This window comes from Caballeronia mineralivorans PML1(12) (assembly GCF_001028175.1).
Lineage (GTDB): Bacteria > Pseudomonadota > Gammaproteobacteria > Burkholderiales > Burkholderiaceae > Caballeronia > Caballeronia mineralivorans.
Window position 1 is genome coordinate 129,071 of the sequence record NZ_AEJF01000116.1, and the last position, 21,243, is coordinate 150,313.

Here is a 21,243-nt window from a genome sequence, read left to right on the forward strand (position 1 = left end):
CGTTTTCACGGGCGTGTAAAAATTCAAGCCGGTACGACGATGGTGTCCTGCGGATCGAGCAGGACCGTCATCTCTGCGCCAGGCTCGGGGATTCGTTGGCGTGCGTCGTGACTGCCGGGCTGCCTGAGACTGATCGGCGTGCCGTCGGCGAGGGTGGCGAATACCCGCAGGCTCTCGCCCTGATACAGCACCTCGGTGACGCAGCACACCAGTCGGTTCACGCCGGGCCTTTCGTGCCCGCCGTCTATCACCAGCTTTTCGGTCTGCACCGCCAGCAAAAGCTTCTCGCCGCGCGGCAGCGGGTGCGCGGTTCGCAAGACGATGCTGCCCAGCTTCACGGCGTCATCGCCCGCGCGAGTGACATCGAGCAACGTCGCCTCGCCGATAAAACTCGCTACGAACGCGTCGCACGGGCGGTCGTATAGACGCTCCGGCGTATCGATCTGGATCAGCCGCCCGTTACGCAGCACGGCCACGCGGTCGCTCATGGTGAGCGCCTCGCGCTGGTCGTGGGTCACATAGACAATCGTCGCTTCCAGCTTCCTGTGCAAGCGCCGCAATTCGATCTGCATGGTCTCGCGCAATTGCTTGTCGAGTGCTGAAAGCGGTTCGTCCATCAGGATCAGTTGCGGTTCGAAGACCATCGCGCGAGCCAGCGCCACGCGCTGGCGCTGGCCGCCCGACAACTGGCCGATACCGCGGCTTTCATAACCGCTCAGCTCGACCATCGCCAGTGCGTCGGATACCTTGCGGGCCCAGCCCGCTTTTGGCTGATGCCGTGCCCGCAGCGGAAACGCTACGTTCTCGCCAACCGTCATATGCGGGAACAGTGCGTAGTTCTGGAACACGATACCGATGTCGCGCTTGTGCGGTGGTGCGTATGTAATATCCCGCTCTCCCACCCACACCGCCCCGGAGGTCGGCTGCACGAAGCCGCCCAGGATGCCAAGCAAGGTGGTCTTGCCCGAGCCGGAAGGCCCGAGCAGCGAGACGAATTCGCCTGGGGCAATATCGAGCGACACGTCGTCCAGCGCGACCACGGAGCCATAGCGCTTCGTGGCCGACCGGATCGAGACACCTGCTTTCGCCCTTGCATCCATACGCTGTTTTCTCGCCACGAAGTCTTCGGTTGGTCAAAATATACGGCGCACTTTTTTTGGCGGCAATTCCCGAATTGTTGGATCAGGCATAACATGAGGTCATGCCTAACCTACGCAAGAAACTGCCGAGCGCGAATGCGCTGTTCGTCTTCGAAGCCGCCGCGCGCTGCGGCAACTTTACCCGCGCGGCGCAGGAGCTTTACGTGAGCCAGCCTGCCGTCAGCCGCATGCTGGCGCGCATGGAAGATCATCTGGGCGTGCGTTTGTTCGAGCGTGTGCGCGGCGGTATCGAGTTGACGGAGAACGGCCGGATCCTGTACCGGAAGATCTCCGAGGGTTTTAGCGGGATCGAAGGTGCGATCCGCGAGATCGAGGCGCGTGCAACGGGGGTGGAGTCGGTAACGTTGTCGGTATCGACTGCTTTCACCACGCACTGGCTGATGCCGCGCATGAACCGGCTCAACCAGGCGTTTCCTTCCGTCGACCTGCGCTTTCAACTGATTTCCGGGCGTATCGGCGGGCCGCTTGTCGACGTCGATCTCGGCATGCGCTTCATGACGCAGGACGAGATAGGCGCGAACAGCGTGCTTGTCATGCCTGAAGTGCTGCTGCCGGTATGCAATCGCCGCTATCACGAACAGGCGCTGCTGGACGAGGCCGGCGCGCATGGAGACACCGTCATCGTAATGGACGACGGCGAGCGCGGCTGGCACGACCGCTTCAGCGCGTTCGCTGAGCACAAGCGGCGTGCGGCCAGCATGCTCAGCTTCAACGACTACGCCATCGTCGTGCAGGCGGCGTTGCTCGGGCAAGGGATCGCGCTGGGCTGGCTCAACGTCGTGTCGCACTGGCTCGCGGAAGGCGCGCTGCTGCCGGCGGAGCAGGAGTTGATCGTGACGAGCCGGCGCTGCTGTCTGGTATCGCCAGAAAGCCGGCCGATGCGGCCGATAGTCGAAGCGATCCGCGACTGGATCGTCGAGGAGACACGTGCGGACATGCGCACCGTCGACAACGCTTACCCCGCGCTCGGAATTCGCGACGCGTTAAAAGGCGCAGGACTGGTATTGGGATGAATTTGCAAACGACTGATGAACGCCGGCCCCGTTGCGCCTGGCTTTCAAATGTTCATACAAATAAATACGCCAAACCTTTTTATTCAGCCTGAATTGCAGCGTGCCTTAGTTGCGGATCACGAAAATTCGCTAGCCTTGCCTGAAATTAATTCGCCAGACGTGTGGCGTGCCGATAACAATCGAGTCTCTTCGACACAAAAAAGGGGCGAACGTGAAATAATTGCCCTGGCGCTAAAAAGCAAACAAACGAGCCAGTTGCGCAGATAACATGTGCTACCAGGGGCTTCTAAAGCTTATCGCCATGGGAAAGCGGCTGCCGGCCAATACAGCAAACTTGTTAGCGGTTGTTGCCTGGTTGCTGACCGAAGACGAAGTGCGAACATGAAAGCGGGGCTTTATGGCACGACTAAGAGACGATCGGTCAACCTTCGATTCTTTCAAGTTTTCCGAATACTGAGTCGATATAACTAAAGCGCGTGCAGTTTTCGTGAGGCCGGCAACTGCAAATTTCGCTAAGTGCTCAAAATGTGCTGACCCCGCGGCGTTGGATAGCGGCGTTCGCTATAACTAACCGGTATGACTTTCATGGCTGATTCCTCACCGCTTCCCAGGCATCTGTTTTACGTAGGCGATCCTTTGACGCTTGAACTTCGCTCGCTCCTGGACATGCGCGGCTGGACGGTCAAGGCCATGGAACTGAATCGTGAACCGGGGAATTTTTCATCGAAGCCCAGCGGCGGATTGCTTGATTTCTCCGCGCGAAGTGTTCTGGCCAACCTGCGTCTGGCCGAAAGCTGGCTATCGGTAAAAACTGTGGGCTGGTTAGCGCTCTTGTCGCCTGCGCAGCTTGAAGATCCAACCATTCGACGCCTCGTTCGCGACTTTTGCTTTGATTATGTGACGCTCCCGGCATCGGGGGACCGTATCTTGAACGCGTTGGGCCACGCTTACGGGATAGCGGCCCTGCATGACGGCGGCGTACGCGACCCGGCAAATGGCAAGAACAATAGTCACGCCGAAGGTGACATGATCGGCTCGTGCGATGCCATGCTCGCGCTCTTCCGTGCAATCCGCAAAGTGGCAATGACCGACGCACCCGTGTTTATCTCCGGCGAATCGGGCACGGGTAAGGAACTGACCGCAGTAGCCATCCACGCGCGTTCGACACGGCACGACCAGCCGTTTGTGGCGATCAACTGCGGGGCCATTCCCGCTCATCTTTTGCAGTCCGAGTTATTCGGTTATGAACGCGGCGCCTTCACCGGTGCGAACCAGCGCAAGATCGGCCGCGTGGAAGCGGCGAATGGCGGCACGTTGTTTCTCGATGAGATCGGCGACTTGCCGCTGGAGAGTCAGGCCAGCCTGTTGCGTTTCCTGCAGGAGCGCAAGATCGAGCGCCTGGGCGGTCACGAGTCCACGCCGGTGGACGTGCGTATTGTTTCGGCAACGCACGTCGACATGCAGACCGCCATGGTTGAAGGCCGGTTTCGCTCGGACCTGTACCACCGGTTGTGCGTACTGCAGATCGACGAACCACCGTTGCGTGCACGTGGCAAGGACATCGAATTGCTGGCCAGGCATATGCTCGATCGCTTCGAGAAAGACGCGAGCCGGCGTATTCGTGGTTTTGCTCCCGACGCCATCGCCGCGATTCAAAACTATGGCTGGCCGGGCAACGTGCGCGAGTTGATTAACCGCGTGCGGCGCGCGATCGTGATGGCTGAAGGGCGGCTGATCGGCGCGCATGATCTTGAACTCGGCGAGTTTGCGGAATGCGTACCGATGTCGCTTGCGCAGGCGCGCGAGGTGGGGGAGCGGCAGGCGATCGAAATGGCTTTGCTGAGGAATCGCGGGCGCGTGGGTGACGCTGCGCGGGAACTTGGCGTGTCACGTGTCACGTTGTATCGGATCTTGTCTGCTTACAACATGCGGGATGCAGAGACTCCGTCGGGGCTTGGGCTGGACTAGGGTGGTTCGGGCGTAGTGGTCGGGGGTAATGCATCGATCGGTTGAATCCGCCCCATCGGGAAAGCATGTGTTTCCCGGTTCACTCGATAAAATTTTTTTGTTCTGATGGATGGCGGAGTGCCATTGGCGCGCTGTTTCCGGCCTTGGCGGGCATCATGATGCATCAAGGCGGCTTGGAAAACGGTCAAGTTAACGCGACGGAAAGCGACCCACGAGCATCGCGCGTTTCCAGCCAAAACCCGCCACCTTGCGATATTCGAAACCCGCTTGCAGCAGCGCGCGTTTCACGTCGCCGGCGCTGGTGTAAGTGGAAAACGTGGCGTCGTCACCCGCCAGGCCCGCGAGCGAACTGAAGATATCGGGCGTCCAGAGCTCGGGGTTTTTAGCCGGTGCAAAACCGTCGAGATAAAACGCGTCGGCGCGCAGCCGGAGCGCAGGCAAGACCTGCACCGCGTCGCCGAATATAAGCGTCAACGTAACCCGGCCATCATCGAGATCGAGCTGGTGCGTGCCGGGTTCCAGCGCCGGCCACGCTGCCGCGAGCGTGTCGGCAAGTGCGCGGACAGATTCATCATCCACAGTCACCGCGTATGCGCGACGCAAATCGTCCGCCGAAAACGGGTGCTTTTCGATCGACACAAAATGCAGATGTTCACAACGCGCGGGATCGGCACGCCATGCCGCCCACGTCGTCAGGAAGTTGATCCCCATGCCGAAACCGGTTTCCAGCACGGTGAATGCCCTCTGCCCCTGCCATCGTTCGGGCAAGCGGTTGCCCTGTAAAAACACATAGTGCGACTGTGCAAGACTGCCCACGATGCTGTGATAGATATCGCCGTATTGAGGCGAATACGGCGAGCCATTGGGGCGGAACGCAAGCGTGGCGGGAATCAGCAGATCGGTCATGCAGGGTCGGATACTCGGAAAAACCGTGTTGTATTGAGCCAAGACCGCGTCATTGTTGCGCGGTGCGGCGAAGTAAGTGTAACGGCCGTTCGTGCAATCGTGTCGGCCGGCAAGTGTCCGGACATTGCAGACGTTCGCCCGTCGGTATTGGCCTGTTGTCTGCTAACTGCTTTTGACCGGACAAGCCGTCAGCGCAGGTCGGCGCGAAGATCGCGCACTCCTCTTCCCAAGCGTTGACGCAAGAGCGTTCGTAGTGTCGCTCCGTCGACGTAACCGACCTCGGCAGCGATGGCGTCGAGGTCCATGCCGCTGCCGTGCAGGAGAGACTGCGCGCGTTCGACACGTAGGTCCTGGAAATAGGCAAGCGGTGATTTGCCGAGCACCTCCTGGCAACGGCGTTGCAATGAGCGCGCGCTCGTCGCCAGCGCGCTGGCGGCTTCCTGCAGCGAGAACCCGGACTTGAGATGGTCACGCGCCCACTTTTCGAAGCGCAGAATGAGAGGATCTGCCTGCGCCAGATGATTGGGGATAATGTAGGGAGCTTGCGAGGTGCGTATGTCGGCGAGCAAGTAGCGTGAGACGAGAGCTGCCAGCTCCGGGCTGGCTCTGCGTATCAACCAGAGGGCGAGATCGAGATGCCCCATCGCCGCGCCAGCCGTAACCCCCACGTCTGACGGCACAAGCATGCGAGACTCGTCGAGCAGAACATTCGGGTAGCGTTGCCGAAACAACGGACCGAGCCACCAGGTCGTAGTCGCTTCACGATGATCGAGAAGTCCAGTTTCCGCCACAAGGAACGTCCCGATACAGGACGCGGCGATAAGCGCGCCTTCAGCATGCCATTTCAGCAGTTGCACCTTGGCCTGACTCACATCCGGTCGTCCGAGAGCTGGGACCAACTGCTCCGGTGTCCCGGTATTCAGCGCCGGAACGATCACCCAGTCCGGCTTCAAGCCTGCTGTTACGGCTTGCACGGGTATTGCCAGTCCTTGTCCGGACCGGACCTTCTTCCGCACGCCTACGATCGACACATCGAAATAAGGTGTTCCGCCCATTTGTCCGGCCGAGAATTTATTTGCGAGCGTGAACGCGTCGAGTATGACGGTGAGCCCCGTGTCGAACAAACCCTCAAGCGCGAGTATGGAAATGCGCATGGCGTAAATGACCTCAAAGTTGGCATTTACGACGATACAGTTTTTTGTGTTCGAAGGCTACAGTGATCCCCGTTGCACATCGCAATGAAGATTGACTAAGGAGGTCACTCATGAAAGTCTTTGCCATCGCATCCGCGCAATCGACCCTCACACCCGACAAGCTCCAGCAGCACATGCCCAACGAGGTCCCGGCCACACTCAAGCTCTATCTCGAGGGCAAGGTCGAGCAGTTCTGGTTTCGTGAGAAGGCCGGGCCGATCTTTCTTATGAACGTCGAGTCGGTCGAGCAAGCCAAGGCGACGCTGGACGCGCTGCCGCTGGTGGCTGACGGCCTCATGACCTACGAACTGATGCCGGTCGGCCCGCTTGCCCCACTTGGCCTGCTGATCCAGAACAAGTGAGCTCACACGCCGTTAGCGTCAGCCTGGATCTGGACCCGTAGATCCTGAGCATCGGCGCGTCGCCGAGTTGGGTATGGCGGCGAGTTTGTCGAAGCGCATGGCGATCCGTCTGAGGTGTTCGATCCCGTTGAAGAACCGTTCGACGAGATTCCACTGACGTTGGATCGCCTGGTCCCCGCCACGCTCAAGCTTTGAATTGCAAGCGAACCAGTCGACCCGATACAGTCCTTCAGTACGCTTAGTAGCAGATATTCGTCTGCATAGATCACTGCACGTTGTCCTAACGGCTCCGATGAACATTCTAGCTATCGCCGATAGTTGCCCAACGGATCAATCGCGCATGGCGATGACGAAAAAGAAACTTCAGCATACCCATCGTGGCATGCCGCCACCCTGGTATCCATACGCCCGGTCGCCGTAATTCGAAGGTCAGTCGATCATGCACCTCGCTACCCCCGCTTATGTCGCGGATTGTCCGTTCGTGCACCCACCTTCGGATTCCCAGCATGCGCGACGTTTCCTTAAACCTATAATCCGGTCCGACTTCAGCCAGCGTTATGTCGTCAAAATCCACTGGGAGCACACCAAGCGCGAGCAACCAGCTTCGGCCAAGGCACTGCCCACGCGGCACCTGATCGATTGTCTTGCCCCGTAACGCAGTTGGAATCGTCATCCGCAACCAAGGAAACAACTCATCGTTAATGCCTTCCGGTGTTGTTACACGGCGCCACACCTCGACTGCGCTTACCGGAAGCGTAGTCTTTTGTTCGAAGGTCGATTTCATGCTGATTTCAGCCGTCCTTTGATCCATCGTTGATTAAGATTCCGCGAATGGGAGCTTAGGGCTGGGTCGGATAAAGCTCTCCATCGTCACCCTGGACTTGCGCTTTAAGGCTCCGCGCGATATCCCGAAGCTTTCGAATGGCTCTATCGGTTGGGTTCTTGGTATATAGCTCGCCGAGGCTCGCGTTGAACCAAAGCGGAAAAGATTGGCCTGGTATCGATACGAGAAAGTCTTGCTCGCCATTCTCGGGATCTCGGGCAACCTGTTTGTCGCTATGGACGTATGCCTGCCACTCGGCGAAGGTGATTTTTGAACCGGTCTCGTCCGCCCAGAAGGCTTTCCGTGTGATATGCAGATCGTAGCCGGCAATCGCAAGCGTACTGACCAGTGACAGCAGGACGGCAACCAGAATGCGCATGGTGGGCTCTATTCAACTAGGGATGTACGTATCGATTGTCAGCGATCTGGACATCGATGTCGAACATCCGAAATTGGCACATCCTGCTCGCGCATCGGCCGGATCGCGCTGCCCAGCGGCACCTGCCGCTCCTGCACAACGGTTTCGCCGAACCGATGATGCACGGTCACCCGCGCGCCGGGTTGCCGCCCCGGTCCGCGCATGCGCACATCGATCTCCGGGTCGACGGATGCATGGGCGCCCTTCATCAGAACGCGCTCTGAAAGTGGCCGGACCCGGTCCGATGCCAAACTTCCGTCGACCCACGGACATCCGGCAGTCGGCGCCATAGCTGAGGTAACGTTCGCCGTGCTGCGAATGTGCGCGATCGCGCATTCGCCTCAACCTTTCCGCTTGCTTCAAGGCGTATTCGACTACCGTCCGCAAGCACCCTGTCCCCGTTTATGACTGCACTCATGAGCGGGAGGCCAATATCAGGTGCTTTCCCGTAACCACGCCCCTGTTCCCGGTAATCAATTGATTGCCTCTTCGGATGAGCAGGCGCTTGCTGCACTCACCTTGATGAGACCGATGGAGGTTGGGCAATGAACGAAAGATTTTGGGTAGTTGGTCGCGTCGCCGCGTACTGCGCGCTGGAGGGCTGGGTGCGCTAGGTGTACTTTCAGGTGCGCTGCTCGGCGAATCGCGTGTTGCGTTCGCCGAGCCGTTGTCCGGGCCGGTGCCTGTCGTCGACAAAGTATCGATTCGGGTCGTCACCGATTCGTCTTATTCGGCTCTGGAAAGTAGTCGTCGCGTCGGCGACGTTGACGTGCAGCGCTTCGGCTTGCTCCTCGCGCAAGATCAGAGTCCGCGCCTCGCGATCGAGAACGAATGGGGCCACTCCTTGCATGTCGAGTCCTCGCAAGGAGCGCAGAGCAGGCAGATATTGATCGACTTCGGCTATACGCCCGAGACGTTGAACAATAATATTGGCCTTCTGAAAATCGATCCGGCGCGACTCGACGCGCTACTGCTCACACACGGACACTATGACCACTTCGGCGGCATGGTTGGTTTTTTGCAAACCAACCGCGACAAGTTGAAAGCGCGGCTTCCAATTTATCTTGGTGGTGAGGAATGTTTTTGCACCCGCGAGATCGACGTTCGTCAGTTCGGCTCGCTCGACCGGCAGGCTATGCGAGACGCCAATCTGAACATTGTCTTCGCGGAACGTCCCGCCCTAGTGGGGGATCACGCGTTCACTACCGGTTGGATTCCCCAGACTACGTTCGAGAAGCCGCTCAATCCCAGTACCACGACCGTCGGTGTGCGTAATGGCATGGGCTGTGCCGCCGACAAATTGCCGACGGACAAGCAGAGTGCCACGTCGATTCCCGACGATTTTCAACATGAACAAGGCACGGTTTATCTGGTAAAGGATCGAGGGCTCGTGGTATTGACATCGTGCGCGCACCGCGGTGTTCTCAATACCGTCAAGACAGCGATGAAAGTGTCGGGTGTTACCCGGGTTCACGCGATCGTAGGCGGCTTTCATCTTGCGCCGCAGCCGCCAGAGTACCAGCAGGCCACGGTGAACATGCTGAAGGAAATCAATCCGGACTACGTGATCCCGATGCATTGTTCGGGAGAAGCGTTCTACGCGATGGTGACCCGGGCAATGCTAGGAAAAGTACTTTGGTCATCGACAGACACGCGCTTCACATTCGGCGCCTGATAGCTCGAGTAGACCTCCCCGAAACGAAATCAATCGGCATTTCGGATGCCGTCCGCAGTGCTGAGCGGCAGGTGTCCGGGGAGCGCTCAACCAGGAAACTCGATTGGCGTGACGAGGGTGATGAGGCTAATCATTCGCGGCCGACAACCGAAATGACCGATTGACGAAGTAAGTTTTCTCCAATCGAACGGCCGATCATTAGGCGCAGCTGATCAGGCACGCATTGCGCAGTTCAAAACCTTATCCCGCAGCCCGAGCCGGCACATTCGACAACAACGGCCCAAGCCCTTCGGCATAAGTCAGGTGCGAAATCACCGCGTCGCGAAGCTTTTGATAGGACAGCCCTCCCAATATCGCCGTCTGCATCGCGGCCATCACCTCGCCCGCTTCGGCGCCAATCATCGTGAAGCCCACAATGCGGTCATCATTTGCGCCGACGAGTACCTTCATGAATCCCTGCGTCTCGTCGGTCGCAAGGGTTCGCAGCACAGTAGTCATAGGCAGCTTCGCGACACGAACCGCGATGCCCTTATGCTGCGCTTCGCGTTCGCTCAGACCCACATGAGCTAACGGCGGTTCGGTGAACATCGTGTACGGAATCAACCGGTCCGTCGTCCTGCGGTCTCCGCCGGCCATGTTGTCCCGCACGATCCTGAAGTCGTCGACCGACACGTGGGTGAACTGCGGACTGCCCGCGGCTTCGCCTATCGCCCAGACGCCAGGCGCGGCCGCTTGCAGCCGCTCGTTCACACGAATATATCCGCGTTCATTCAACTCAATACCGGCAGCTTCCAAACCGATGTCAGCCGTATTCGGAACCCGCCCCACCGCGACGAGAAGGTCGCTGCCTTCGATCGCCTTTTCACCAGAATCCGTGCGCAGCACAACCCGGACACCGGATCCGGATTGGCCTTCCACCTTCACCGTTTCGGCGCTCAAGATAACGTCAATTTCTTCTCCACGCAGAATGCCAAGCATCTCTTCGGCAACGTCATTGTCTTCACGCATCATCAGTCGTTCGCCGTGTTCGACAATTGTCACGCGGCTGCCGAAGCGGCGATAGGCCTGCGCCATCTCGATGCCGATGTACCCCCCGCCCAGCACGACCAAATGTGCCGGCACGTAGCCCAACTCCAGAGCTCCGATGTGAGTCAACGGCTCAGCGGCGCGCAGCCCCGGGATATCGGGAATGGCCGCGTGCGTTCCGACATTGACCACAACCTGATCGCCGCTAACCATACGCTTCCCGCCGTCGTTGCGCTCAACTTCGATCGTCTTGGGTCCGACAAACTTGCCGCTGCCCATGATCAGTTCTGCGCCGCTCGCCGCATAGGCGTTAAGGTGAGCCGTGACCTCGCGCTCGACCATGTCGCGCTTGCGCTCGCGAACCTTTGCCATATCGACGGTGACAGGACCCGTGAGCGCACCGAAATCCGCAGCATGTCGCGTCACATGCGCCACACGTGCGCTCCAGATTTCGTTCTTGCTGGGAAGGCAAGCAACGGCTGGGCATGAGCCCCCCACCCACTGTCGTTCCACGACGGCCACACGCTGGCCCAACCGCCCGAGGTGCCATGCGAGAAGTTTGCCGCCCTGGCCGCTACCAAGAATCACTGTATTGAAATGTTCAACATGAGACATGACATGCTCCAATCGGGTAAAGGTTTAGTGAGTCCAGCACGGCCGTCGTTCATCGCGTGACAGATCCCGTGGCAGTGAAGGTGACGACACCTCCATGCTCCGCACGAGCGTGTAACTACCGTATGGCCTACACGCTCCGCGATATTTCTGTTACTTGACCGGCGGGAAATCGACGTCGGTATCGTTGATACGGTTGAACGTATTGGTGAAGATCGTCATGGCGACGGCCAACGAAATCTCAGCCAGTTGCGTCTCGGTATAGCCGGCAGCGCGAATGGCGGCGAATTCGTTCTCGCTGATCGTGCCGCTCGTCTTCTGCAAATTCAGCACGAAGTGCACGAGCGCGTCGCGCTTGGCATCGCCGGTGGCCTGCCCGGCGCGAATCTGCTTGAGCGCCTCCGTCGACAGGCCTGTCATCTTGCCCAGCATCACGTGTGCAGCTACGCAGTAGTCGCAGCCGGTCTGTCCGCTGACCAGCAGCTTGATGGTTTCCAGATCCTGTTTGCTCAGGCTTCCAGATGCCAGTACGCCTTCCGCAGTCAGCACGGCGGAGAGAGTCTCCGGGGCCACGTGACCGACAGCAGCGAAGAGGTTAGGCACGGCGCCGCCAGCGATCTTCTTGACCTGGGCGTAGACCTCAGCGGTGGCGCCGGTGGCGGTGGCAATAGCGGGGATAGTGATGCGGCTCATGGTGGAACTCCTTCAGTGGTGGTGGTTAAGAGCCTCCACTTTAAGTTCCATGAATGATATTTTCGATACGAGATATTGTCATTTTTATGCTTAAAAGTATCAAATAATCCGCTAAAACACCTCCCCTCGCCGACACGCTTCAACGATGATCCCGAACGGTGTGACGGGTCCGTCGTGCAGCGCTGCACGAAGCTACCAATGGGAGCCTCGCATTAAACAAGTAGAATCCGACGTCATTGTTTGCGTCAACGCTCCACTTGGCATGCCTTGGTACCTATTCCCGAACGACGCGAAAACATGCTCACCCGGTTCACATGGATCTGCTAAGTCGACTGCTTTCACTGATACCCGTCACGGGGCGGCTGGAGTTGCGCTGTCTTTTCGGCGCGCCGTGGAAAATCGATCAGGCTGTCTCTGGCGTGCGAGAAATCCCATACCACGTTCTGTTGTCCGGCCATGCCGTTCTCGAAGACGAGAACGGCCCGCCCGAACGGTTGACGGCGGGCGACATCATTCTGTTTCCAGCGGGCAACGCCCATCTTATTCATGACGGTAGCGGGGAAACAGCGGGGCCGGAAACCAAGAGTCGGAAGGCGTCGCTGATCGTCTTTGAGAACGACGGGACGGGCGAAAAAGCTGACTTCCTATGCGGACGGTTTCTGCTCGGTGCAGTTCCAGACAGGCTGTTGCGCGACCACCTGCCAGGCCGCCTGGTTGTGCATAGCGCATTGCCCGAACCAGGTGACGACGTCGAGGGTTCGGCACAATCCATTGTCCGCACCCGCCTGAAGCAACTGATCGAACTGATGCGTGAAGAAGCCAACGATCCCGGCCCTGGTAGCGAGATGTTCGTCAATCACCTGTCGGCGGCGCTGTTCGCACTGACGTTGCGTTTCGCAACTGAAGGTACCCAGCCGCCGCATGGTTTGCTCGCGCTCTCGAGACGGCCTCGTTTGCAACCTGCGATATCCGCGATGTTCGAGACACCGGGTGAGCCTTGGACGCTGGATCAGTTATCCGAGCTCTGCAATATGTCCCGAGCGACATTCATACGTCAGTTTCAGGAGGCCATCGGCCGCTCGGCTTCCGATGTCCTGACCGAGGTTCGAATGACCATCGCGGGCCGAATGCTGTTGCGTACCGCCACGCCGGTCGCCGAGATCGGTGAGGCGGTGGGCTATCAATCGAATGCGGCGTTTCAACGCGTCTTCAAGCGTCATATTGGTGTTTCGCCGGCGCGTTGGCGCTCGTCCGGCGGAAATCTCCAAGCATGACGGCGTGGCATCGCGCAGCGTAGCTGCAGCAGCCGTAGCAGCAGGTCGATGTTTCCGCGGCGGCACCGGCTTTCTCATGATGGCAACACTCTCGATGGCGGCCGGCCGCATCGTTTGGCCGCTTTCATATTGCTGCGCGCTTGGAAAGACCTTTTCAACAAAGATGCTGGCCCGCAGGAGAAGCGCTGGATTCGTTCGTTCCAGCAAACATAGCCGGCGCCGCCATCGGCTCGCCCTTCGCCTGACACGTTCAAGCCGATACCACCTTTGGTTTAGTTTGTCCCTTGGGGGCGTCTTAGGCGTTGCTGGAATCAAAGCGATGGCTCGTTCGCCGATATCTGGCGCCGCCTCAGGTGGCCGACCTATATGTGCTGCTCCGTTCGGGCGACGGATAGCGTACGAGACAAATGGGACTCGAACAGGGTACATCCTACTGCTAGCGATGCCTCTTCGCATGTACCGTAATCGGGCAGAGGTGCGCGCACGCTGCACGCAATAGATGCTGCGGCGCGAAGAAGACAGGAGACGCGACGTGCAGAATCCCTCGACCGAATGGTCAACCAGCGATGTTCCCTTAGGGGACCGCACAGATGCCTGGGAATCGGTGCTCAGTACGAGCTACCGAGAGTGGCAGGTTCCTCATCGCCTTCCAGCGACGTTCTATGCTCATGTGAAACAGCACGATTTCGCTGGCGCCGGGATTGTCGAAACGGTATGCGACCCGTGCACGGGGCGGCGCACGCGCGGACATGTTCGCCACGATGATGAGCTCTATGTCGGTGTTCAGCTCACGACTGGTGGCCGTGAGCGGTTCAAGATTGGCGACTCGGGGGTGGAAGTCGCATCTGGCGATGTCGTGGTCTGGACGACTGATCAGGTGGTCGAGTTTGAGGTTCTCGAGCGCCTGCATAAGGTGACGTTGATGATTCCATGGTCGGTTGTGCGAGAACAGCTACCCGAACGCAAACTGCTTCCGACCGGAGGCAAAATCGAAAGCCGCACGGGCGTTGGCTCGTTGCTAGCTGTGCATCTTCTGGCCCTCTCAAACGAAATCGCAACGCTTGAGGAGAGCGTTCAAGGGTCCGTCAGTCGGTCCACGCTTGAATTACTGGGTATCGCGCTATCAGGCCAGCAACCGTCCGCGGCGTTCGATGCCAGTGCGGCTATGCTCAGACGTGTGCAGGACTTCATCCTCCGACACTTGCACGAAGACGACCTGAGCCCGACCCGCATTGCTGAGGCAAATCACATTTCGCTGCGTTACCTGCACATGCTGTTTCAACGCAGCGACATGACTGTTTCCGGATGGATTCTGGACAGGCGATTGCACGCCTGCAAACAGGCGCTGACGGACCCGGCCTACAACCGGCAGCGTATCTCCGAGATTGCGTTTCGCTGGGGATTCAATTCGCCCAGCCACTTCTGCCGGGCGTTCAAGGAGAAGTACGGAGCCTCTCCGGGCGACGTACGCAAGACTGTGGACGTTGGTCCTGCGGATGAACTGGTGTGACAAAGAAGACAGGAGCTAGCCTGTCCGGATTGATGCCGAGACTGCTCATCCGGACATGCTCATTTTCCAACTCTGCAACTGCCACGGCTATGTGGCCGTACCCGTCACCGTGCGTATACGCCGGCTCCCGACCTTTATTCCACGTCAGTTCAACGTCGAAATCGTTCTCTTGGTTGCGAAGATAGACTAGTGGAGTCAGTTAGACCGAAAAGCGACAGAGCGTTTCACCGCCGTCGATGCGGATGAGGTCGCCGTGGATGTAGCTCGACTCGTCGGACCCCAGGAATATCGCGAGATTCGCGATGTCTTCCACTTCGCCCCAGCGCTTCAGAGGGATTGCCTCCGTAAAAATCTTGTCGAAGTCCTTGTTGTCGAACAGAGCACGGGTCAGCGACGTCTTCGCGTACGTCGGGCAGATGCCGTTCACCCGGATCTTGTCGCGCCCGTACTCGATTGCCAAACAGCGGGTGAGATTCGCTGCCGCTCCCTTCGATATGTTGTAGACGGACTGATTCGGATGACCTTGGAGACCCGCCGTCGAGACGATGTTGATGATGTTTCCGCCTCGCCCCTGCTCCAGAAACACTTTGATGGCTTCCTGGCATCCGAACCATGTTCCTCGGACATTGACGTCGAAGCACGCATCGAGGTCTTCGACCCCGAACTCGTGCGCAAGCTTACCTGCGCGATAGATGCCAGCGTTGTTCACCATCACGTCAAGGCCACCAAACAGCCTGACGGTTTCTTTGACAAGATGGGCAACCTCGTCCTGCTTGGTGACATTGCACGCGACGTACTGAGCCTTACCGCCAGCCTCGTTAATCGCAGCCACCGTCGTCAACTGCGGATCGCCTTCAAAGCCGCCCTGATTCGCCGCCTCGTGGATGTCGCTGACCACCACGCTTGCTCCTTCAGCGGCATATGCCGTCGCGATGCCACGTCCAAAACCGGAACTAGCGCCAGTGACGATAGCAACCTTACCTTTGAGTCTGTCCATAAATCCTCCTAACATGGGTCAGCAACGCAGGAAGCGAAAGCTGACCTAAAATTTAGTTAATAGGTTCGTCGATTTACGTAGTAGTACATATAAAACTATTGTTCGATTCACAATTGCGCGTTGCGATGACAATCACAGTGGCCGATTAGGCCGAAAAAGAAGTGAACGTCTGAACCGCAATTTTCCCGTCTTTGACGACCAGCGTGTCTGTCGCCAGAGTAACCCACGGCTTCGCTTCCCACGCGAGATATGCCACGTCGCGCACCGTGCTCATGCTTGTAATCTTGAACGCCGGCCAGAACGCTGGGTCGGCACCGTCCAGGAATGCCTTGAAGAAGCCCGTTATCTCCTCGCGGCCACGGAACGTCTTGTTTGGCGTAACGAGGGCGGATCTGTCGTCGTAATCCTTGAGGATCTCCTCAACGCCGTGAGCAAACGCGCCGAGGTGGTGGTCGAGGACCTGCTTGGTTGCTGCTTCTGCCTGCTCAGTGGAATTTGACATGGTGAGAGTCCATCAACGGTGAGGTTGGTGACCGGCAATGGTGGCCATCCCCGGCGCATGGCGAAGCGTTCGCCTGCTCAGGCGTATGCGCGCTGCGCTTCGTCCCAGGTCACTACCATGATGGGAGTGCCGTCCTCCTTGATGAAAGCGAGCGGTCCCAGGAATGTCATGTAGAACTCGCTATCGACCGGGAACGCGGTCTTGTCGTGTCGGGCATTTGCAGACTCGTATCCGTATGCTGGCGCTACGACTGTGTCGCCACCGTGCTCACTGCCACCACGGACGTCCATACGGCCTTTGGTCAGCAGGTATTCACCTGGCCCAACGTGGAAGTGCGCGTTGAAGGACGAGCCCGCCGGACAGTCAAAAATCGCAGTCCATGCGCCCATCTCGGGAGAGGCGTGCAGCATCTTCCAGCGAATGCCGCCATGAGAGAGGGCGTCCGGGAAGGGCTTCCACGGAATGTCGTTAATTTGAACCGCTTCTTCGTGCACCTTTGGTTTGATTTCCATCGTCGTCTCCTGAGATCAGCCGAACCGTGTTGGAGTTCAGCAAGGTTTGTGGGTGAAACAACGATATCGCAGGGACCGGGAGAAAGATTGCACGCTAGCGCAACCCGAGTTGCCTGCCAGTGCACTCGGAGGGCGCCAGATATGTAGTAGCTAGTTAACGGCTGGCGACTACCACATCGAGGCTTCTTGACAAACCCCGGCGGCGTCGCAAAACAAGGCGTGTTGAGTTACTTCGCTCTACCAAGGCGGTGTGCTCACAAGGTCTTTGTCATGCGACAGAGAGGCTAGGCCGCCGCTTCCCGGTACTTCGCGAACTTCGACGTCTGTCCGATCCCCGGGTTAAAGCAGTTGCAAGGATCGAGCTGCTGATAGAACCCGGCGAGCTGGGCCTTCGCGTGGTACAGATGACCGACGTTGTGTTCCGCTGGATATTCGGCACCGCGGTGGTCCAGCAGCGTCCACATCTTGTGTTCGACTTCGAGGCAGTCGTTGCCCTTCTTGACGATGTAATCCTGGTGGAACACGTGACATAGGAAGTGGCCGTAGTACAACTTGATGGAGATCGTCTCTCCGATGTCGGGCGGCAACGTCTCGATCCAGTCGCGATCGTTACGGCGCAGTGCAACGTCGAGCGCAACGATGTTCTCCACCTCCCGGTTATGCACGGCACGATAGCGGACCGCGGCGCCGGCGGTGGCGAAGCGCTGCAGGAACGCTTTCCTGCCTTCCTCGTCGGTGCATTCGAAATAGCCGCCGGTGGCGCTTTCAAAATAGCTTGATAGGAAGGCACGCGTTTCTTCGACACTTTCGGCCGTCACCTTCAGCATCAGGTGATGCTCGTACTTGTCACGATACTGTTTCATTCGCGGCGGCAGATGGCTTGGGAACAGCCGGCTTGCAGCCTGCATGACGCGGTCGGTCAAATGGGAAGGGAAAAACCCGAAGCGATCGAACAGCGCATCGAAACGGCTTTTTAGTCCGAACAACGCGGGCAACCGGGACGTGCCAAGATAGTTGATTGCGAGGAAGGTATCTTTGCCGTATTCCTCAGCAATGTCGAAGGCGTCGCGATGAAGGTATTCGCCCGAGATAGGCAGGTGTTTGAAGTCGTGCAGCGCGTGACGGCGGATCTCAGTAAGCTCGTCGGGCCGGTTCGTGCCGATATAGAAAACCTTTGCGTTCTGCTCGATCGGAAATGTGTCGAGCCGTACCGCGAATACCATCACCTTGCCGGCCGAGCCTGACGCTTCATGGAGGCGCTGTGGATCAGCGTTAAAGCGGGCCGGCGTATCGGCATCGACCTGGCGCACGTGGGTCGCGTAGCCATGGTCCGATCCAGCCCCCGCGTCGTGCCGGACATCGGAATCCGAGAATTCGCCACGCTCAAGCCGGCCAAGGATGCTGTCCGGTGCTTCGCCGAGTTCGATTCCTAGATGGTTGACGAGACTCAGTCTGCCTGTCGCATCGACCTGCGCGAATGCCGCCATTTCCGTATACGCCGGGCCGCGCTGCACCAGTGCACCGCCCGAGTTGTTGCAGACACCGCCGAATACCGACGCGCCGATGCAGCTTGAGCCAATCACCGAATGCGGCTCGCGGTTAAGGGGCTTGAGCATTTTTTCCAGCTGGTCGAGTGTCGCCCCCGGAAGGCAGACTACCTGCTTGCCGTCGTTGATCACGTACACCTTCTTCATGCGGCTCGTGCTGACGATCACGATGTCGCGATCATAGTCGTTGCCGTCAGGTGTCGAGCCACCCGTGAGGCCCGTGTTCGACGCCTGCGTAATGACAATCACATTCGCCGTGATGCACGCCTGCAGCACGTTCCATTGTTCGACAATCGTGCCGGGGCGTACCACCGCGAGCGCCTTGCCTGCGCCAAAACGAAAGCCCGTGCGATAGCGGCGGGTCGCGCTGTCATCCATCAGGGTGTGCTTCTTGCCGACGATGTTGCGCAGATCTGCAATCAACGTGTGGGCCGCGCTGGCCGGGAGGGTTGCTAATGGTGCGCGCGCTGCTGACATCGGATTCTCCTTAGGAAACGTTGAGCGTGACGCGCGTCGACTTCATCCAGTTATTTCGGGTGAGGCCTGTGAGCGCTTCAGGCTGACGCAAAGGTTAAAATCAGGCCGGTCATTAGTCCAATATCTCGAAGTCACTTTTTGGAGACGAAAAAGATATGGAATTTCGCCAGTTGCGCTACTTCCTCGCCGTCGCCGAGCACTTGCATTTCACCGATGCCGCGGCGCATCTGGGAATCGCCCAGCCACCCTTGAGCCAGCAGATCCTGAAGCTTGAGCGGGAAATCGGCACTCAGCTCCTCATCCGGCATCCGCGTCGCGTCGAACTGACCGAAGCGGGACGGCTCTTTCGCGAGCGCGCGCGGCGCATCGTGGAGGACGCGCAGCAGGCGTTCGTTGAAGTACAGAACGCGGGACGCGGAGAGACGGGACGGCTATCGCTCGGTTTCGCGGGCTCCACGGTATTTCATCCAATGGTCGCGACAACGATGCAGAAGTATCGGCATGCGTATGAGCACGTCGCGATTAGTTGTGAGGAAAGCAATAGCTCGCTGCTGCTCGACCGGGTCGCCGAGCGGCAGCTCGACGCCGCTCTGGTGCGCATGCCGCTGAACTGCCGGGATCTGATTGTCGAACCGCTAGTCGACGAAGACATGTTGGCGGTGTTGCCGGCGAACCATCGCTTGAACCGGCGACGGCGCGTCGATCTGGCAAACCTTGCGGACGATTCGTTCATTCTCTTTCCGCGGCCGATCGGCCCGGATCTATACGACTCGATTATCAGCGCCTGCCGCGAAGCCGGCTTCGCGCCCTCGATAAGCATGGAGTCGCCACAGATATCGTCGGCGGCGAACCTCGTCGCCGCTGGATTCGGCGTTGCTGTGGTGCCAGCGTCGATCCGGCAGATCCAGGTTGAAGGCGTGTCGTATCACGAACTGCAGGGCAAGCCGCTTTCGACCGGTATCGCGTTGATCCATCGGCCGCGCGAAAAGTCGCCGACCGTGCTGAACTTTGTCAGGATTTTGCGGCAGCAGCGAGTGGCCTGCTGATTTCGCTTGTCCCCTTGCGCATGTAAGTCAGGCAACACGTTGTTCGGTTGCATGCCGCTTGTAAATTGCGGCTTGATCCTGCCGTGTGGCAATGACCTGCTTATCGCGAAGCGCGCGTTTGGACTCTCTATGCGGCCGCAATCTGTTGGACACGAACGGCAGCAACAGACCGAGTACCAGCCGTTCGGCGCGAGATGGTGGACGTCTGCAGTTGGCCGCACTAGGTCCGACGCCGACCGGCCACAGCTCGAACCCGGGACAGACGATTGCGAAAGAATCTGTTTCCACCGACCGAACTGAGCCGGCTAACCTTCATTGGGCATCTAATCGACAGCCCCTGACTCCACTTGTCGCGTCGAGCGACGTCGATGCGACCCTAAAGCATGGGGGTGCCGTTACCGCAGCGCACCCATCGTCGCAGAGGTTGGCCAGCGCGATTCAAAGTTTAATGAACATCGACAACAATCTCGACTTGCAATGAAGACAAGCTAAGATGAATCAGATGGTTCCGGTTCGGCCGGGCCGCGTTCGAACGTGATTGTCTTTGACAGGAGAACAAGATGGCAGCCAAGAAAATCTTATTTCTGACCGGCGATTTTGCTGAAGATTATGAAACGATGGTGCCTTTCCAGGCGCTGCAAATGGTCGGTCATACCGTACACGCCGTGTGCCCGGGCAAGAAGAGCGGCGACAAGATCAAGACCGCGATTCACGACTTCGAGGGCGACCAGACCTATACGGAAAAGCCGGGTCATCTGTTTGCGCTGAACGCGAACTTCGATGACGTCGATGTCAACGGTTACGACGCGCTGATGATCGCCGGTGGCCGTGCACCGGAATATCTGCGCCTGAACAAACGGGTGATCGAAATCGTACGGCAGTTCGCTGCCGCCGAAAAACCGATTGCCGCCGTTTGTCACGGCGCTCAGTTGCTGGCGGCAGCGGATGTGATTCGCGGCAAGCGGATTTCCGCCTACCCCGCTTGCGCGCCGGAAGTTCGGTTAGCGGGTGCGGACTACGCGGACATCGAAGTGGATAGCGCGGTTACCGATGGCAATTTCATCACGGCCCCTGCATGGCCCGCTCATCCCCAATGGCTGGGTCAGTTCCTCGCGCGGCTTGGAACCGAAATCTCGCTCTGAGCGGTCTCGTCGGCCGACCCTTTCGGAGCGGAATCTGGAGCTTTGAGAGGGTCGTTGCGTGCTGGATGCTTGGGTTGGCACCAACACGGCGATTATCGGCGGCTGACGGCCGATTTCCGGCGTTCGCTGGCGTCGGCCGATTGTTGCAGTTGTGTGAAGATTGTCCCGCCCGTCCGGCAAGGAGAACGCCGGGCGCGGCAGACTGCTAGAATCGAGGTTTTATCTGCCTGGTTATGTGCTATGGGCTTTGAACAGCTCGCTGAATTGAAAGAGCAACTCGCGAAAGAGCAACAGGCGAAACGGGCACAGGCTAAGCCTAAGCCCGCCAAACCCGTTGCCAAGCCGCCGCGCGCGCCCCGGCCCGAGCCCCGGTCTGCTGATGCCCCC

At 58.8% G+C, this 21,243-nt stretch carries 21 protein-coding genes and 1 pseudogene; 9 read left to right on the plus strand and 13 right to left on the minus strand.

Annotated elements, in window-relative coordinates; genetic code table 11:
- Window positions 1-23: 23 nt before the first annotated feature.
- Window positions 24-1,100 carry an ABC transporter ATP-binding protein gene (locus EOS_RS18560; protein ID WP_047848118.1) on the minus strand — a complete coding sequence of 359 codons (1,077 nt, stop codon included), beginning with the start codon at window positions 1,098-1,100 and terminating at the stop codon, window positions 24-26.
- 101 nt (window positions 1,101-1,201) lie between these two features.
- Between EOS_RS18560 and EOS_RS18565 the strand changes: the two genes are divergently transcribed.
- From EOS_RS18565 to EOS_RS18570, 3 genes are all read left to right on the plus strand, one after another.
- A complete protein-coding gene (locus EOS_RS18565) occupies window positions 1,202-2,173 on the plus strand; it encodes a LysR family transcriptional regulator (RefSeq protein ID WP_047848119.1) in 972 nt (323 codons plus the stop codon).
- Between the two features lie 15 nt (window positions 2,174-2,188).
- Window positions 2,189-2,440, plus strand: coding sequence for a hypothetical protein (locus EOS_RS46325; RefSeq protein WP_152693144.1), 252 nt, complete (start codon window positions 2,189-2,191; stop codon window positions 2,438-2,440).
- 318 nt (window positions 2,441-2,758) lie between these two features.
- Window positions 2,759-4,141, plus strand: a complete 1,383-nt coding sequence (locus tag EOS_RS18570) for a sigma-54 dependent transcriptional regulator (RefSeq protein WP_082163418.1) — start codon at window positions 2,759-2,761, stop codon at window positions 4,139-4,141.
- A gap of 192 nt (window positions 4,142-4,333) precedes the next feature.
- Here EOS_RS18570 and mnmD read toward each other — a convergent pair.
- Both mnmD and EOS_RS18580 read right to left on the minus strand, forming a co-directional pair.
- A pseudogene (gene mnmD / locus EOS_RS18575) lies at window positions 4,334-5,047 on the minus strand (tRNA (5-methylaminomethyl-2-thiouridine)(34)-methyltransferase MnmD); the annotation flags it as partial.
- 188 nt (window positions 5,048-5,235) lie between these two features.
- Window positions 5,236-6,201, minus strand: coding sequence for a GlxA family transcriptional regulator (locus EOS_RS18580; RefSeq protein WP_047848120.1), 966 nt, complete (start codon window positions 6,199-6,201; stop codon window positions 5,236-5,238).
- A 110-nt stretch (window positions 6,202-6,311) separates the two neighbouring features.
- On the opposite strand from EOS_RS18580, the gene EOS_RS18585 reads away from it, so the two are divergent.
- Window positions 6,312-6,602, plus strand: coding sequence for a hypothetical protein (locus EOS_RS18585; RefSeq protein ID WP_047848121.1), 291 nt, complete (start codon window positions 6,312-6,314; stop codon window positions 6,600-6,602).
- Window positions 6,603-6,903: 301 nt separating this feature from the next.
- Here the strand turns inward: EOS_RS18585 and EOS_RS18590 are convergent, their stop codons facing one another.
- From EOS_RS18590 to EOS_RS48170, 4 genes are all read right to left on the minus strand, one after another.
- The gene (locus EOS_RS18590) at window positions 6,904-7,386 is read right to left on the minus strand and encodes an SRPBCC family protein (RefSeq protein ID WP_047848160.1); all 483 of its coding nucleotides are present in this window, start codon (window positions 7,384-7,386) and stop codon (window positions 6,904-6,906) included.
- Between the two features lie 55 nt (window positions 7,387-7,441).
- A complete protein-coding gene (locus tag EOS_RS18595) occupies window positions 7,442-7,804 on the minus strand; it encodes a hypothetical protein (RefSeq protein ID WP_047848122.1) in 363 nt (120 codons plus the stop codon).
- A 38-nt stretch (window positions 7,805-7,842) separates the two neighbouring features.
- Window positions 7,843-8,052 carry a hypothetical protein gene (locus EOS_RS46330; protein WP_152693145.1) on the minus strand — a complete coding sequence of 70 codons (210 nt, stop codon included), beginning with the start codon at window positions 8,050-8,052 and terminating at the stop codon, window positions 7,843-7,845.
- 413 nt (window positions 8,053-8,465) lie between these two features.
- Window positions 8,466-8,693, minus strand: coding sequence for a hypothetical protein (locus tag EOS_RS48170; RefSeq protein ID WP_235442871.1), 228 nt, complete (start codon window positions 8,691-8,693; stop codon window positions 8,466-8,468).
- Between the two features lie 36 nt (window positions 8,694-8,729).
- Between EOS_RS48170 and EOS_RS18605 the strand changes: the two genes are divergently transcribed.
- The gene (locus EOS_RS18605; RefSeq protein ID WP_235442872.1) at window positions 8,730-9,518 is read left to right on the plus strand and encodes an MBL fold metallo-hydrolase; all 789 of its coding nucleotides are present in this window, start codon (window positions 8,730-8,732) and stop codon (window positions 9,516-9,518) included.
- Window positions 9,519-9,758: 240 nt separating this feature from the next.
- Here the strand turns inward: EOS_RS18605 and EOS_RS18610 are convergent, their stop codons facing one another.
- A complete protein-coding gene (locus EOS_RS18610; protein ID WP_047848124.1) occupies window positions 9,759-11,159 on the minus strand; it encodes an FAD-dependent oxidoreductase in 1,401 nt (466 codons plus the stop codon).
- Between the two features lie 150 nt (window positions 11,160-11,309).
- On the minus strand, window positions 11,310-11,849 hold the full coding sequence (locus tag EOS_RS18615; RefSeq protein ID WP_047848125.1) for a carboxymuconolactone decarboxylase family protein: 540 nt from the start codon (window positions 11,847-11,849) through the stop codon (window positions 11,310-11,312).
- A 314-nt stretch (window positions 11,850-12,163) separates the two neighbouring features.
- Here EOS_RS18615 and EOS_RS18620 point away from each other — a divergent pair, with 314 nt between their 5' ends.
- Both EOS_RS18620 and EOS_RS18625 read left to right on the plus strand, forming a co-directional pair.
- Window positions 12,164-13,123, plus strand: coding sequence for a cupin domain-containing protein (locus EOS_RS18620; RefSeq protein ID WP_047848126.1), 960 nt, complete (start codon window positions 12,164-12,166; stop codon window positions 13,121-13,123).
- 532 nt (window positions 13,124-13,655) lie between these two features.
- Window positions 13,656-14,633, plus strand: a complete 978-nt coding sequence (locus tag EOS_RS18625; RefSeq protein ID WP_235442873.1) for a helix-turn-helix domain-containing protein — start codon at window positions 13,656-13,658, stop codon at window positions 14,631-14,633.
- A gap of 199 nt (window positions 14,634-14,832) precedes the next feature.
- On the opposite strand, the gene EOS_RS18630 is transcribed toward EOS_RS18625, so the two are convergent.
- The 4 genes from EOS_RS18630 to dld form a co-directional block, all read right to left on the minus strand.
- Window positions 14,833-15,630, minus strand: coding sequence for an SDR family NAD(P)-dependent oxidoreductase (locus tag EOS_RS18630; protein WP_047848128.1), 798 nt, complete (start codon window positions 15,628-15,630; stop codon window positions 14,833-14,835).
- Window positions 15,631-15,775: 145 nt separating this feature from the next.
- A complete protein-coding gene (locus EOS_RS18635; protein ID WP_047848129.1) occupies window positions 15,776-16,132 on the minus strand; it encodes a nuclear transport factor 2 family protein in 357 nt (118 codons plus the stop codon).
- Between the two features lie 77 nt (window positions 16,133-16,209).
- A complete protein-coding gene (locus EOS_RS18640) occupies window positions 16,210-16,644 on the minus strand; it encodes a cupin domain-containing protein (RefSeq protein WP_047848130.1) in 435 nt (144 codons plus the stop codon).
- A 284-nt stretch (window positions 16,645-16,928) separates the two neighbouring features.
- The gene (gene dld / locus EOS_RS18645; RefSeq protein WP_047848131.1) at window positions 16,929-18,668 is read right to left on the minus strand and encodes a D-lactate dehydrogenase; all 1,740 of its coding nucleotides are present in this window, start codon (window positions 18,666-18,668) and stop codon (window positions 16,929-16,931) included.
- 155 nt (window positions 18,669-18,823) lie between these two features.
- Between dld and EOS_RS18650 the strand changes: the two genes are divergently transcribed.
- Window positions 18,824-19,714, plus strand: coding sequence for a LysR family transcriptional regulator (locus EOS_RS18650; protein WP_047848132.1), 891 nt, complete (start codon window positions 18,824-18,826; stop codon window positions 19,712-19,714).
- A gap of 560 nt (window positions 19,715-20,274) precedes the next feature.
- Window positions 20,275-20,856, plus strand: a complete 582-nt coding sequence (locus EOS_RS18655; RefSeq protein WP_047848133.1) for a DJ-1/PfpI family protein — start codon at window positions 20,275-20,277, stop codon at window positions 20,854-20,856.
- Window positions 20,857-21,243 lie beyond the last annotated feature (387 nt).

What these genes read in the sequence shown, in the direction of transcription:
- EOS_RS18560 (WP_047848118.1), bottom strand. Translation starts at nt 1,100, where the DNA reads ATGGATGCAAGGGCGAAAGCAGGTGTCTCGATCCGGTCGGCCACGAAG.
- EOS_RS18565 (WP_047848119.1), top strand. Translation starts at nt 1,202, where the DNA reads ATGCCTAACCTACGCAAGAAACTGCCGAGCGCGAATGCGCTGTTCGTC.
- EOS_RS46325 (WP_152693144.1), top strand. Translation starts at nt 2,189, where the DNA reads ATGAACGCCGGCCCCGTTGCGCCTGGCTTTCAAATGTTCATACAAATA.
- EOS_RS18570 (WP_082163418.1), top strand. Translation starts at nt 2,759, where the DNA reads ATGGCTGATTCCTCACCGCTTCCCAGGCATCTGTTTTACGTAGGCGAT.
- EOS_RS18580 (WP_047848120.1), bottom strand. Translation starts at nt 6,201, where the DNA reads ATGCGCATTTCCATACTCGCGCTTGAGGGTTTGTTCGACACGGGGCTC.
- EOS_RS18585 (WP_047848121.1), top strand. Translation starts at nt 6,312, where the DNA reads ATGAAAGTCTTTGCCATCGCATCCGCGCAATCGACCCTCACACCCGAC.
- EOS_RS18590 (WP_047848160.1), bottom strand. Translation starts at nt 7,386, where the DNA reads ATGAAATCGACCTTCGAACAAAAGACTACGCTTCCGGTAAGCGCAGTC.
- EOS_RS18595 (WP_047848122.1), bottom strand. Translation starts at nt 7,804, where the DNA reads ATGCGCATTCTGGTTGCCGTCCTGCTGTCACTGGTCAGTACGCTTGCG.
- EOS_RS46330 (WP_152693145.1), bottom strand. Translation starts at nt 8,052, where the DNA reads ATGAAGGGCGCCCATGCATCCGTCGACCCGGAGATCGATGTGCGCATG.
- EOS_RS48170 (WP_235442871.1), bottom strand. Translation starts at nt 8,693, where the DNA reads ATGCAAGGAGTGGCCCCATTCGTTCTCGATCGCGAGGCGCGGACTCTG.
- EOS_RS18610 (WP_047848124.1), bottom strand. Translation starts at nt 11,159, where the DNA reads ATGTCTCATGTTGAACATTTCAATACAGTGATTCTTGGTAGCGGCCAG.
- EOS_RS18615 (WP_047848125.1), bottom strand. Translation starts at nt 11,849, where the DNA reads ATGAGCCGCATCACTATCCCCGCTATTGCCACCGCCACCGGCGCCACC.
- EOS_RS18620 (WP_047848126.1), top strand. Translation starts at nt 12,164, where the DNA reads ATGGATCTGCTAAGTCGACTGCTTTCACTGATACCCGTCACGGGGCGG.
- EOS_RS18630 (WP_047848128.1), bottom strand. Translation starts at nt 15,630, where the DNA reads ATGGACAGACTCAAAGGTAAGGTTGCTATCGTCACTGGCGCTAGTTCC.
- EOS_RS18635 (WP_047848129.1), bottom strand. Translation starts at nt 16,132, where the DNA reads ATGTCAAATTCCACTGAGCAGGCAGAAGCAGCAACCAAGCAGGTCCTC.
- EOS_RS18640 (WP_047848130.1), bottom strand. Translation starts at nt 16,644, where the DNA reads ATGGAAATCAAACCAAAGGTGCACGAAGAAGCGGTTCAAATTAACGAC.
- dld (WP_047848131.1), bottom strand. Translation starts at nt 18,668, where the DNA reads ATGTCAGCAGCGCGCGCACCATTAGCAACCCTCCCGGCCAGCGCGGCC.
- EOS_RS18650 (WP_047848132.1), top strand. Translation starts at nt 18,824, where the DNA reads ATGGAATTTCGCCAGTTGCGCTACTTCCTCGCCGTCGCCGAGCACTTG.
- EOS_RS18655 (WP_047848133.1), top strand. Translation starts at nt 20,275, where the DNA reads ATGGCAGCCAAGAAAATCTTATTTCTGACCGGCGATTTTGCTGAAGAT.